This is a genomic window from Paenibacillus vortex V453 (assembly GCF_000193415.1).
GTDB lineage: Bacteria > Bacillota > Bacilli > Paenibacillales > Paenibacillaceae > Paenibacillus_AQ > Paenibacillus_AQ glucanolyticus.
The window spans coordinates 510,620-522,881 of record NZ_ADHJ01000037.1 but is presented as its reverse complement, the minus strand read 5'-3'; the positions used below and the strand labels follow the sequence as shown (position 1 = coordinate 522,881).

The window sequence follows — 12,262 nt, the reverse complement described above, 5'->3', positions numbered from 1 at the left end:
TTATCAATGGCTAACCGAATTCTGATTGTGGACGACGCTGCATTTATGAGAATGATGATCCGTGACATATTGGTCAAGAACGGATTCGAGGTTGTGGGGGAAGCACAGGACGGTGCACAAGCAATCGAGAAATTTAAAGAACTCCGTCCAGATCTGATCACGATGGATATTACGATGCCTGAAATGGATGGTATCGCGGCACTTAAAGAAATTAAAAAAGTTGATGCGAACGCAAAAGTGATTATGTGCTCCGCCATGGGTCAGCAGGCAATGGTGATCGATGCGATTCAGGCAGGAGCGAAAGACTTTATCGTTAAACCGTTCCAATCGGATAGAGTAATTGAAGCCATCAATAAGACGCTTGGCGTATAAGGGTATCTCTTATGATGATGGCAGCTTCTGATGGATTAAGCTCAAGTAGTACTACCGGGTATTATTTACAGTTGTTTTATGTCTTTATCGTTCTTGCCATCATCGTTGCGTTGATCGTGTTCCTGATTCGCTTTCTGAGTAAAAAGAATCAGAGCTGGATGCAGGGCCGTTCTATTCGCACATTGGGTGCGGTTGGGATGGGCCCTAACAAATCCCTTCAGATCGTTGAGATTGGGGGCAGCATCTATGTGATCGGAGTTGGCGAAGACGTCCGGTTGGTGGACAAAATTTCTGATCCAGCAGAGGTTGCTCTTATCCTAGCAGCATTTGAACAGGATTCTGGAATACATAATGGGGCGCTGCCGCCTTTTATTTCGAAACTGGCGGCAAAACTCCGTAAAGAAAAACCACCGGAAGAAATTGAATTGGACGATACATCTTCATTTCATGAAGTGTTTGAATCCAAGCTGCGCAGCGTACCGAACCGGAAAGAAAAGGTCGAAGAATTGCTGCGGGAGGATCATAAGGATTCATGAATAAAAAGATCTCTTACACTATCGCGATTTTTATATTGTTTGGATTTTTGTTTTCTCATACGGCATTTGCGGATCCCATTCCGAACATTGATATTCAAATCGGCAATGAAGGAGACACGCCGGGGACAAGCTCCTTGTCTTTGATACTCCTGATCACGATTCTTAGTATTGCACCAGCAATTCTGGTTCTGATGACAAGTTTCACACGGATTGTGATCGTGCTTGGTTTTGTCCGTACTTCACTCGGAACCATGCAAACCCCGCCGAACCAAGTGTTGATCGGCCTGGCGCTCTTCCTTACCTTATTTGTTATGGCACCGACGTTGTCATCCATAAATGACGTTGCGCTGCAGCCTTATCTTAAAGGTGAGATTAGCCAGACGGAGGCACTGGATAAGGCTCAGGATCCAATGAAGAAGTTTATGTTCTCCCATACGCGGGAAAAGGATCTTCTTTTGTTTATGAATTACACAGGTGCGGAGAAGCCCGAAACCTACGAGGATATCCCATTAACGGTTTTGGTACCGGCATTTGCCATTAGTGAGCTGAAGACAGGCTTTCAAATGGGCTTTATGATATTTATCCCTTTTTTGGTCATCGATATCGTTGTTGCCAGCGTGCTGATGGCGATGGGGATGATGATGCTGCCGCCGGTCATGATCTCGCTGCCATTCAAGATTTTGCTCTTTGTTCTGGTAGACGGCTGGTATCTGGTGGTTAAATCCATGCTGATGAGCTTTAACCCATAGCAATAAGCGGCAAGTAATTCGAATACAGGGGGACTAAGCCGTGAGCTCTGAATTTATTATCGGTCTGGCAGGACAAGCGGTCTATATTGTGCTCCAGGTGAGCGCACCGATGATGGTTCTCGCACTTGTTGTCGGACTTATCATCAGTATTTTTCAAGCAACAACGCAAATCCAGGAACAGACGCTGGCTTTTGTGCCGAAAATTGTTATCGTTCTCGTATCATTATTGCTGTTTGGTCCTTGGATATTAACGACGTTAGTGGATTTTACCCACGGTATTTTGGACAATCTCTACAAATATATCGGATAGGCTGAGTGTCCATGGAATGGTTGCAGCAAAGTTTACCTGTTTTTATGCTTATTTTTTGTCGAATAACATCTTTTTTTGTAATTTCGCCTGTGTTTACTTCTCGGAGTGTTCCTACTTCGTACAAGATAGCCCTTTCGGCTATCATCGCCCTGATCGTCTATTTTTCATTCGGGCTTGGCGAAGTGGTTCCGCAGGATCTGTCCTACGTCATATTGATTGTCCAGGAAGTATTGGTGGGACTGCTTCTTGGTTTTACTGCTTATCTAATTATGGCCGTTGTTCAGACAGCTGGGGCATTAATTGATATTCAGATCGGATTCAGTATGGCGAATGTCATTGATCCATTCACAGGTGCCTCAACACCTTTGATCGGTAACTTCAAGTACTATCTGGCTTTATTGGTGTTCTTAAGCATGAACGGCCACCATTATCTGCTCGACGCCATCATGTACAGTTATGACTGGATTCCGATTACAGGCGATGTGTTTGGAAAGATTCATGACGGCAATGTAACGGATTTTCTCGTTCGAACGTTCTCGCACTCTTTTGTGCTGGCACTTCAAATGGCAGCTCCGCTGGTAGCAGCCCTGTTCCTGACCGATGTAGGACTTGGCTTTCTGGCAAGAACGGCTCCGCAGTTCAATGTTTTTGTTATCGGCATCATTATCAAAATCATCGTTGGACTCGTGCTGTTGATGCTGCTCATGCCCATGCTTGTATCACTGTTTGATCATCTGTTTGCCAAAATGTTTGAAGCGCTCCGGCAGCTGCTCGGTGTTGTTGGCGACGGGCCGACATAAGGAGGATGGAGATGAAGCGGATGTCATACCGGTATCCGGTCGACTTACTAATTGTTCGCGTGGACGAAAAGACGGAGAAAGCGACACCGAAGAAACGTCAGGATACGCGTAAGAAAGGCCAAGTTGCCAAGAGCATGGAGGTATCGGGTGCATCGGTTTTGCTTGCGGCTTTTTTTTGTCCTGTTAATCTTCGGCGGTTATATGAGAGACCATACCGTTCGATTATTCACCGATGTCTATATTAATCGGCTCTCCATGGACGTTACAAAAGACAATGTGATGCAGCTGTTTGGAGAATATGGCATTCAAATCTTGCTTCTGCTGGCTCCATTATTTATTTCGATTTTTGTGATTGCGCTGATCTCCAATTATTTGCAAGTCGGATTTATGTTGACCGGTGAGCCTCTGAAAATGAAGTTTGAAAAATTAGACCCAATCAAAGGCTTCAAAAACATATTCTCCATGCGTTCTTTGGTTGAATTTTTGAAGTCGGTCATTAAATTGACCATCATCGGTTATCTGGTTTACAGCACCTTATGGGCTGCCAGAGAGGGATTATCCTCCTTGTCAACCATGGGTCCCGATGCCATATTTCATTTCGTTGCGGATATCACCATGTCTCTGGGATTTAAGATTGCGATTGGCCTCATAATCCTGGCCGTTCTGGATTACATGTACCAAAGGTATGATTATGAAAAAAACATTCGAATGTCCAAGCAAGATATTAAAGATGAGTACAAAAAAATGGAAGGCGATCCGCTCATTAAAGGAAAGATCAGGGAGCGCCAGCGTCGGATGGCACTTCAGCGGATGATGCAGGAAGTTCCGAATGCCGACGTTATCATCACGAACCCGACCCACTTTGCAGTGGCTATCAAGTATGACGGTTCCATGATGGAAGCTCCGCAGATCATTGCGAAGGGCCAGGATTTCATGGCCTTGCGGATTAAAGAGATAGCGAAGGAACACGGAATTATAACGATGGAAAATAAGCCGCTGGCACGAGCTTTGTACCAACGGTCGGAAATCGGGGATTCGATTCCGGGAGACCTGTTCCAGGCCGTAGCTGAAGTGCTGGCCTATGTATATAAACTAAAAGGTAAAGCGAAATAACTAGGGACCGGAGGCGTCAGTGCAGTGAAAATAAAAGATCTATCTGTCCTTGCGGGTGTCATTGGCATCGTACTCATGATGATTCTTCCGATCCCGATATGGCTGCTCGATGTACTGCTTATCATCAATATTTCGCTGGCGCTTATTATTCTGCTGGTGGCCATGAATACCAAGGAAGCACTGGACTTTTCGATTTTTCCTTCCTTATTGCTCATCACGACACTCTTCCGAGTAGCGCTGAACATTTCGACAACCAAGCTGATTCTGTCGGAAGCAAATGCAGGGGAAGTTGTTGCCACATTCGGTAAATGGATAGCAAACGGCGAAATCGCGATTGGATTTATCGTCTTCCTGATCCTCGTCGTTGTACAGTTCATCGTCATTACCAAAGGTTCGGAGCGGGTGGCTGAGGTTGCGGCAAGGTTTACACTCGATGCGATGCCAGGTAAACAGATGAGCATTGACGCGGATCTGAATGCAGGTTTAATCAATGAGCAGCAAGCCAGGGAGCGAAGAAGTAAAATCGAGCGCGAGGCGGATTTCTACGGAGCCATGGATGGTGCGAGCAAATTCGTCAAAGGTGATGCGATTGCAACGATTGTCATCATGCTGATCAACCTGATTGGTGGCTTTATCATCGGGATCTCGATTCACGGCATGTCCTTCGGTGATGCGATGAGTACTTACTCGATCCTGACGATTGGGGATGGACTGGTCAGTCAGATTCCGGCGCTTCTCATCTCGACTGCAGCCGGTCTGATTGTAACAAGAGCATCATCGGAAGGGAATTTGGCCGAGGATCTCACAGGACAGCTCTTCTCCTATCCACATCTGCTATATATCGTAGCGGGAACCGTGATGTTTCTGGGGCTCTTCACTCCGATTCATCTGATTACAACCGCTCCGATCGCCATTATATTGTTTATTGCAGCCAGAACGATGCAAAACAATCTGGACCGCAAGCAGGTCGAAGTGGAGCAGCTTGAGGAGGAACAGCAGATCGAAGAAGTTCGAAGTCCGGAAAGTGTGATCAACCTGCTTCAGGTCGATCCGATCGAATTCGAATTCGGTTATGGATTGATCCCGCTCGCCGATGCGCAGCAAGGCGGGGATTTACTGGATCGAATCATTATGATTCGGAGACAATGCGCACTGGAGCTGGGTCTTGTGGTGCCGGTTATCCGAATTCGCGACAATATTCAACTAAAACCGAACGAATATGTCATAAAAATAAAAGGGAATGCTGTCGGCGGCGGTGAATTATTATTAAATCACTATCTCGCGATGAGTCCTGGATACGAAGACGATTCTGTGACGGGAATCGAAACAACGGAACCGGCATTTGGACTGCCTGCACTCTGGATAGACGAGGCCATGAAAGAACGGGCGGATCTCGCTGGCTACACCGTAGTGGATCCACCTTCCGTTGTTGCAACACACCTTACCGAATTGATTAAGAGACATGCCCATGAGCTGATTGGACGCCAGGAAACCAAGGCGCTGGTGGACAACATCCGAGAAAGCTATCCGGTGCTTGTGGACGAGCTCATTCCTTCCGTTCTGACGATTGGGGAGGTGCAGAAAGTATTGGCGAAACTCCTTCGCGAGAAAATTTCAATCCGGGACATGGTCACAATTCTCGAAACCCTTGCGGATTACGGTCATTATTCCAAAGATCCTGATGTTCTGACTGAATATGTAAGGCAGGCCCTCTCGCGGCAGATTACTCAGCAGTACGCTCAGGAAGGCGAGGCCATGCGGGTCATTACGGTTGGACCTCAGCTGGAGAAGAAGATTGCCGAAAGCGTTCAGCAAAGCGACCAGGGGAGTTATCTCGCGATGGACCCGGTATCAACGCAGAGCGTATTTCAGAAGCTCAGTGAACAGGTGAACCGGATCATCCAGATGGGACAGCAGCCTGTGCTGCTTACATCTCCAGCCATAAGGATGTATTTGCGTCAGGTCATTGAACGCAGCATGCAGGATATCCCGGTATTGTCCTACAGTGAGCTCGAGCCAAACGTCGAAATTCAAAGTGTCGGAGTGGTGAACTTATGAGAGTAAAAAGGTATATCGTCGACACGATGCCTGAGGCGATGCAGCATATTCGCACTGATTTGGGTGCGGATGCCGTCATACTGAGCACTAAAGAGACAAAAGTAGGCGGATTCCTGGGAATGTTTACCCGAAAGAAAATTGAGGTTATCGCTGCGGTAGAGCAGGCGGAGAAATCCAAAGGCTCTGCCCCGGCCGAATACAAAATGAAGCATTCTCTACCGACAGCAGCTGTACCTAAGGCCTATCAGCGAACAGCCGAAATTTCGAGATCCGGTTCGCAGACTGAATCTCTTCAGGTGAACAATACGACCGTAGATTCCGTTGTATCACAACAGGCTGACTCTAATCGTTTCGCCGAATTGCTAAGCCAAGCTGCGGCTTCACAGGAAATTGCCGCTCAGCCAAAGAGCGAGGACAGTTTGGGGCAGCAGCTGACAGCTGCACCGGTGAGCGTTCGAAACGATGATACGGTGATAATCGCTGACTCTGTTCAGAGCACTGATTCATCCCGCCCAGAGCACAAGGAATCCTTAAGCTCCCGCCTCGGTATAAGCGAATCGGAGCAAAGAGTCCTTGAGGAGCTTAAGGAAATGAAAGAATGGATTGCGAGATTGTCGAGGCAAAATCTCGAGGCGCAGCATCTCCCGGAACCTTTGCATTCCTTACGCGATCTGCTGCTGAAGCAGGATCTCTCGGCCAAGCTGACGGAAGAGTGGCTTATGGCTGCAGAAGAGGCATGGACAGCGAACCATATGCAGTTAAGTGATGCCGAGCTCCAGGATGTGATCTACAAGCAGGCGGCGGCGTTCATTGAGGGACGCATCGGCGGCGGCGTGCAGCCTGAGACCAGGATTGTATACATTGCCGGCCCGACCGGTGTTGGCAAGACAACAACGATTGCGAAGATTGCAGCGGAGCAGCTGTTTCGTCATCAGCGCAAGGTTGGCTTCATTACTTCGGATACGTATCGAATCTCTGCCGTTGAACAGCTCCGAACTTACGCATCGATTCTTAATGTGCCGATGGAAGTTGTGCAATCTCCCGGGGACATGCAGCGTGCGCTTCAGAAGCTGCAGGACTGCGATTTGATATTAATGGATACAGCCGGCCGTAACTATCGGAATGAATTGCTCGTCTCGGAGCTTCAGAGCCTGTTCTCCCATTCCGATCAAAGTGAAACCTATCTTGTTCTCAGCTTGACCTCCAAGAGCAGCGATATGATTGAAATTGCGGATCATTTCAACAAATATGCACTGGATAAGGTGATCTTCACGAAGATGGATGAAACCGGAAGTTATGGTTCCATGTTTAATCTCATCGATGCTCATGACCTTCGATTGTCCTATATGACCAATGGTCAAAACGTACCGGACGATCTGCTTATGGCCGACAGTGAACGATTATGCAATCTCCTGCTGGGAGAGATTCGTACATGACGGATCAGGCTCATTCGCTTAGACAGCTCGTTTCGGCCCAGCAGACGGGGGACAGCTCCAAGGTACCATCAACAAGAACCGCCAATATTATTACGGTCAGCAGTGGTAAAGGCGGGGTAGGAAAATCCAATTTCACGTTGAATTTCGCTCTGACTTTGCAATCCATGGGCAAAAAAGTATTGGTGTTTGATGCCGATATCGGGATGGCGAATATCGATGTTCTGATGGGTGTCAGCTCGCGGTATAGTCTGTATCATCTCATACGCCGGGAGAAGAGCATCGAGGAAGTGATTCAGTACGGGCCGAACAAACTTCCTTACATAGCGGGCGGATCCGGTCTTGCGGACATGCTCTCGCTGTCCGAAGAGGAAATGGATTATTTTATTTCCCAGATTGAGCGTATTTCATCAGAGATGGATTACATCATCTTTGATACCGGAGCCGGATTGTCGAAGGAAAATATGAAATTTATAACCTCGGCGGATCAATGCCTCGTCGTAACAACGCCGGAACCTACTTCAATCACCGATGCTTACGCGCTGATCAAGGTGGTGCACGGAACGGAATCCAAGGTTCCGTTCAGCCTGATAGTCAATCGGGCGGGGGATGAGATTGAGGCTCGTGAAGCAGCGGGCAAAATCATTTTGACTGCCCAGCGATTTCTGGATCTGGATATCAAGCTGCTTGGTTCGATAGCAGACGACACGCATGTTGTGCAGGCTGTTAAGCGGCAGATCCCTTTTACAGCAGCATATCCACGATGCAACGCCTCCAGTGATATCAGGCGCATCGCACTTCGTTACATGACCGCTCCTGCTGCCACGGAGCCTGAAGCTCCGAAGGGAATCAAAGGATTTATGCATCGTTGGCTCAAACGTACGAAATGATTCTTATTTGGAATAATGGAAACTGAGGTGGACATCTATGAAGCCCTTTCGTGTGCTGGTGGTGGACGATTCCGCATTTATGAGGAGAATCTTCTCCGATTTCATCGAACGAGACCCATCCTTTCAGGTTGTCGGAACAGCCGACAATGGGCGGGATGCCGTTGACGAAAGTAAAGGCATTGGATCCGGATGTCATCACGCTGGATGTAGAAATGCCGGAAATGAACGGGCTTGATGCTTTGAGGCTGATTATGGAGACAGGTCCTCGTCCGGTAATCATGCTATCCGGCATTAATGAGCAAGGCATGAGGGAAACCATTCTTGCCCTTGAGGCGGGTGCATTTGATTTTATACGAAAGCCTTCCATTTCTAATGCGCTTGACATTGAACAGGTGCGTTCAGAATTAATGAAGCAACTGAATGCGGCGATGCAGGCAAAACAGCGGAGGGCATTGTGGGAAGAAGAAGAGCAGAGACGACAGGGTGCGGACATATCGGTTCCTCTTTCGCCAAAGCCTTCTGACAAAACGCTGAATAAGAAGCCGCAGATGAAGGAAACGAGACAAACGATCGGCGGAGCCGAGGAGCGCGTTAAGCTTGCGGAGCTGCCCCGAACCCGGGTTCCTCGCCCTGAGGAGGATAAACTGGCACGTGCGGAGGCATCGGATGCTTCCAAACCGAGACGCAAAAAGGTTGATCGTAAACCTGTGGCGGACAGTTCTTCAGCAGCACTGCCGGAACACGAGATTCACCCACCGCGCGAAGTGAAGCTTCAGCCGTCCAACGAACTGACGGATCTGGTTGCGGTTGGCTGCTCAACGGGCGGTCCGAGGGCATTAAAAGCATTTCTCGAGCAAATTCCCGGTGACTTCTGCGCTCCGATTGTCATCGTTCAACATATGCCGCCGAATTTTACCAAGTCGCTTGCGCAGCGTCTGAATTCATTCAGTCCGCTGGAGGTGATGGAAGCAGAACAAGGCATGGTACTGGAACCCGGCAAAGCCTATATTGCCCCGGGTGGCAGCCACATGAGGGTGTTTCGCTCGGAAAGCGGTGCGTTCCAGATCAGGGTAAGTCAGGATGAAACCCGCAATGGTCATCGTCCATCCGTTGATGTGTTGTTCGAATCTCTGCTGCCGCTCACCATGGTTAAGCGTCATGCGGTGCTGATGACCGGTATGGGGAGCGATGGAGCGAGAATGATGAAGAAACTGTACGATACGGGGGTGAATTCCACCTTTGCAGAGAGTGAGCAAACCTGTGTCGTATACGGTATGCCGAGATCGGCTGTTGAGCTTGGATGCGTAAACCATGTACTGCCACTCCATGATATTGCACCTAGATTGGTTCGAGCTGTAAATAACGGAAAGTGAACTTGAGGAGGAGGTGTCTCTCAATGGACATGAATCAATATTTGACAATGTTTATTGATGAGTCAAATGATCATCTGCAATCATTAAATGAAAACATGCTTCAATTAGAAAGTAACCCGGACGATATCGGGATCGTACAGATTATTTTCCGATCAGCGCATACGTTGAAGGGCATGGCGGCAACGATGGGATACGAAGATCTGGCTTCCCTCACCCATCAGATGGAAAATGTGCTGGATCTTGTCCGGAACGAAAAGTTGAAAATGCAGGATTTTATCTTTGACACGCTCTTCAAAAGCTTGGACGCCCTGGAATCGATGGTGCAGGATATTACAGAAGGCGGAGACGGCAAGGCGGACGTATCCGCTATTGTGGCTTCCTTGCAATCGATTGTACGTGGAGAAGGAGCATTGCCTAACGGTGGAATTGCTGATGAGAGCCATTCCGCAGCAGCTGTGCAGGGGATTGAATTGGATGAGTTTCAATTTTCCGTTCTCGATCAGTCGATTTCAGAAGGACATAAGGTTCTCTATATACAAGTGACATTGCGAGAGGATTGCCAGCTCAAGGCGGTTCGGGCCTATATGGTATTCGAAACGCTTGAAAGATCCGGGGAAATCGTTAAGACCTATCCGGATGTTCAAGAGATTGAACAGGGTGAATTCGATCGCGTATTTTCGTTGTATTACATAACGCAAAGAGATACAGAAGAAATTGAAAGCCAGATTCTGGGCGTTTCAGAGATTGAGATAACCTCCGTTGTTGCGCTGGATCATGAAACCTTGCAGCAGATGGTTCAGGAAAGTGCCGCTACAGCGGAAGCTGTTAAATCCGTAGATGCGGAAACGGCTCCGGCGGCAACAAAGCTAGCGGAAACCAAGAGTGCCCCGTCTCCGGCCAAAGAGTCCAAGGCATCCACCCGAAATGCTGGGGGGGGCGAACCCGTCCAGAACGATAAGGGTTGATATCGAGCGGCTGGACGTATTAATGAACCTGTTCAGCGAACTCCTTATCGACCGGGTTCGGCTGGAACAGCTGGCCACCGAATCGAAGAATCAGGAGCTGACGGATACGGTTGAGCATATGAGCCGAGTCAGCAGCGACTTGCAGAATATTGTTCTGAAACTTCGCATGGTACCCGTAGATACGGTGTTCAACCGTTTTCCAAGGATGGTTCGCGACCTTGCCAAAACATTGGATAAGAAGATTGACCTGATTATTACGGGAGCCGACACGGAGCTGGATCGAACGGTCATTGATGAAATCGGAGATCCACTGGTTCATTTGCTGCGCAACTCGGCTGACCATGGTGTCGAACCTGTAGCAGACCGCATCGCGGCGGGCAAGCCGGAAACCGGTACCGTTCATCTGCGAGCATTCCATAGCGGCAACAATGTCTTCATCGAGATCGAGGATGACGGTCGCGGAATCTATCGGGAGAACATTCTGAAGAACGCGCTGAAAAAAGGGGTTGTCACCGAAGCCGAAGCTGCGTCCATGTCGGATGATGAGGTCAATCAGCTGCTGTTCGCACCAGGATTCAGTACGGCTGAGAAAATATCCGATGTATCCGGCCGTGGGGTAGGATTGGATGTCGTTAAATCCAAAATCGTTGCCTTGGGCGGAAACGTCACAATCTATTCGACGCCAGGAAAAGGCACTAATTTTTCCGTACAGCTTCCATTAACGCTGTCGATCATCGCCGCCATGCTGATTCGGATGGGATCCGAAAAATATGCGATTCCGTTATCCTCAATAGTTGAAACGGCCATTATCAAACGAGGGCAGATCAAGCAAGTACACGGCAGCCGGATGATCCAGTTCCGCGAATCGCTGATTCCGGTCATCTCGCTCAGCCGATTGTTTGAAGTTCCGGATTTTGATGAAGAGCTGGAAGAAGAAACTGAAATTGTGGTGATCCGCAAAGGAGACCGACTGGCGGCACTCACCATTGATGACTTTATCGGTCAGAGCGAAATCGTCATTAAAAATCTGGGCAAATATCTTCCCGCCATTCAAGGGATATCCGGCGCAACCATCCTTGGAGATGGACAAGTCGCGCTCATCATTGATGCAAATGCATTTATCAAATAACGGGATGTCATCTAACTCGGCAGGCCACACATTTTGAAGGAGGACTTACTCATGGGAGAAGAAATCAAGGTTATCGTCTTTAAACTTGGCGAGGAAGAATACGGCATTGAGGTGGACAAGGTTCAGACCATTGAACGCATGATGCCGATTACGCGTGTTCCCAAAACCTATGCTTTTGTAAAAGGGGTTATCAATCTGCGCGGCGTCGTCATTCCGGTTATCAATCTGCGTGGCAGATTTGGTCTGGGGGAAATCGAGGCTACCGATCAGACACGGGTTATTATCGTAGCGGTCAATGACATGCAGGTCGGTTTTATTGTAGATTCGGCAAGCGATGTTATCGATTTGAATACGGACAGCATTGATTCGCCGCCTGAGGTTGTGGGCGGAATCAAAGCGAAATATCTTCGGGGTGTCGCGAAGGTAGGAGAGGAGCGCCTTCTCGTTATGCTGAATTTGTCCGAAGTGTTAAACAAAACGGAGATCATTCAGCTGGAAGGTCTTGAGGAATAGACAGTGGAGCTGTTTAAGCAT

Annotated in this window: 9 protein-coding genes and 3 pseudogenes; all 12 read left to right on the top strand. The window is 48.4% G+C overall.

Annotated elements, in window-relative coordinates; all coding sequences use genetic code 11:
* The first annotated feature begins 6 nt into the window (after positions 1–6).
* The 12 genes and pseudogenes from PVOR_RS20230 (at position 7) to PVOR_RS20175 (ending at position 12,241) form a co-directional block, all read left to right on the top strand.
* Positions 7–372, top strand: a complete 366-nt coding sequence (locus PVOR_RS20230) for a response regulator (RefSeq protein WP_006211317.1) — start codon at positions 7–9, stop codon at positions 370–372.
* 11 nt (positions 373–383) lie between these two features.
* Positions 384–908, top strand: coding sequence for a FliO/MopB family protein (locus PVOR_RS20225; protein WP_006211316.1), 525 nt, complete (start codon positions 384–386; stop codon positions 906–908).
* Positions 905–1,657 carry a flagellar type III secretion system pore protein FliP gene (gene fliP / locus PVOR_RS20220; RefSeq protein ID WP_006211315.1) on the top strand — a complete coding sequence of 251 codons (753 nt, stop codon included), beginning with the start codon at positions 905–907 and terminating at the stop codon, positions 1,655–1,657. Before PVOR_RS20225 ends, fliP begins: the two co-directional genes overlap by 4 nt.
* A gap of 40 nt (positions 1,658–1,697) precedes the next feature.
* A complete protein-coding gene (gene fliQ, locus PVOR_RS20215; RefSeq protein ID WP_006211314.1) occupies positions 1,698–1,967 on the top strand; it encodes a flagellar biosynthesis protein FliQ in 270 nt (89 codons plus the stop codon).
* An 11-nt stretch (positions 1,968–1,978) separates the two neighbouring features.
* A complete protein-coding gene (gene fliR, locus PVOR_RS20210) occupies positions 1,979–2,767 on the top strand; it encodes a flagellar biosynthetic protein FliR (RefSeq protein WP_006211313.1) in 789 nt (262 codons plus the stop codon).
* Between the two features lie 20 nt (positions 2,768–2,787).
* A pseudogene (gene flhB / locus PVOR_RS20205) lies at positions 2,788–3,880 on the top strand (flagellar biosynthesis protein FlhB).
* Between the two features lie 24 nt (positions 3,881–3,904).
* Complete coding sequence (gene flhA, locus PVOR_RS20200; RefSeq protein WP_006211311.1) at positions 3,905–5,938, top strand: flagellar biosynthesis protein FlhA; 2,034 nt, start codon at positions 3,905–3,907, stop codon at positions 5,936–5,938.
* The gene (gene flhF, locus PVOR_RS20195) at positions 5,935–7,374 is read left to right on the top strand and encodes a flagellar biosynthesis protein FlhF (RefSeq protein ID WP_006211310.1); all 1,440 of its coding nucleotides are present in this window, start codon (positions 5,935–5,937) and stop codon (positions 7,372–7,374) included. The genes flhA and flhF overlap by 4 nt, the downstream gene beginning before the upstream one ends.
* Positions 7,371–8,261 (top strand): MinD/ParA family protein, encoded by an 891-nt coding sequence (locus PVOR_RS20190; RefSeq protein WP_006211309.1) that lies wholly within the window; start codon positions 7,371–7,373, stop codon positions 8,259–8,261. The genes flhF and PVOR_RS20190 overlap by 4 nt, the downstream gene beginning before the upstream one ends.
* A gap of 37 nt (positions 8,262–8,298) precedes the next feature.
* Positions 8,299–9,634: pseudogene (locus tag PVOR_RS20185) on the top strand (protein-glutamate methylesterase/protein-glutamine glutaminase).
* 23 nt (positions 9,635–9,657) lie between these two features.
* A pseudogene (locus tag PVOR_RS20180) lies at positions 9,658–11,728 on the top strand (chemotaxis protein CheW).
* Between the two features lie 51 nt (positions 11,729–11,779).
* Positions 11,780–12,241 carry a chemotaxis protein CheW gene (locus PVOR_RS20175; RefSeq protein ID WP_006211307.1) on the top strand — a complete coding sequence of 154 codons (462 nt, stop codon included), beginning with the start codon at positions 11,780–11,782 and terminating at the stop codon, positions 12,239–12,241.
* Positions 12,242–12,262 lie beyond the last annotated feature (21 nt).

Coding starts and splice junctions, on each gene's coding strand:
- flhF (WP_006211310.1), top strand. CDS start 5,935: ATGAGAGTAAAAAGGTATATCGTCGACACGATGCCTGAGGCGATGCAG.
- PVOR_RS20225 (WP_006211316.1), top strand. CDS start 384: ATGATGATGGCAGCTTCTGATGGATTAAGCTCAAGTAGTACTACCGGG.
- PVOR_RS20175 (WP_006211307.1), top strand. CDS start 11,780: ATGGGAGAAGAAATCAAGGTTATCGTCTTTAAACTTGGCGAGGAAGAA.
- fliP (WP_006211315.1), top strand. CDS start 905: ATGAATAAAAAGATCTCTTACACTATCGCGATTTTTATATTGTTTGGA.
- fliR (WP_006211313.1), top strand. CDS start 1,979: ATGGAATGGTTGCAGCAAAGTTTACCTGTTTTTATGCTTATTTTTTGT.
- PVOR_RS20190 (WP_006211309.1), top strand. CDS start 7,371: ATGACGGATCAGGCTCATTCGCTTAGACAGCTCGTTTCGGCCCAGCAG.
- PVOR_RS20230 (WP_006211317.1), top strand. CDS start 7: ATGGCTAACCGAATTCTGATTGTGGACGACGCTGCATTTATGAGAATG.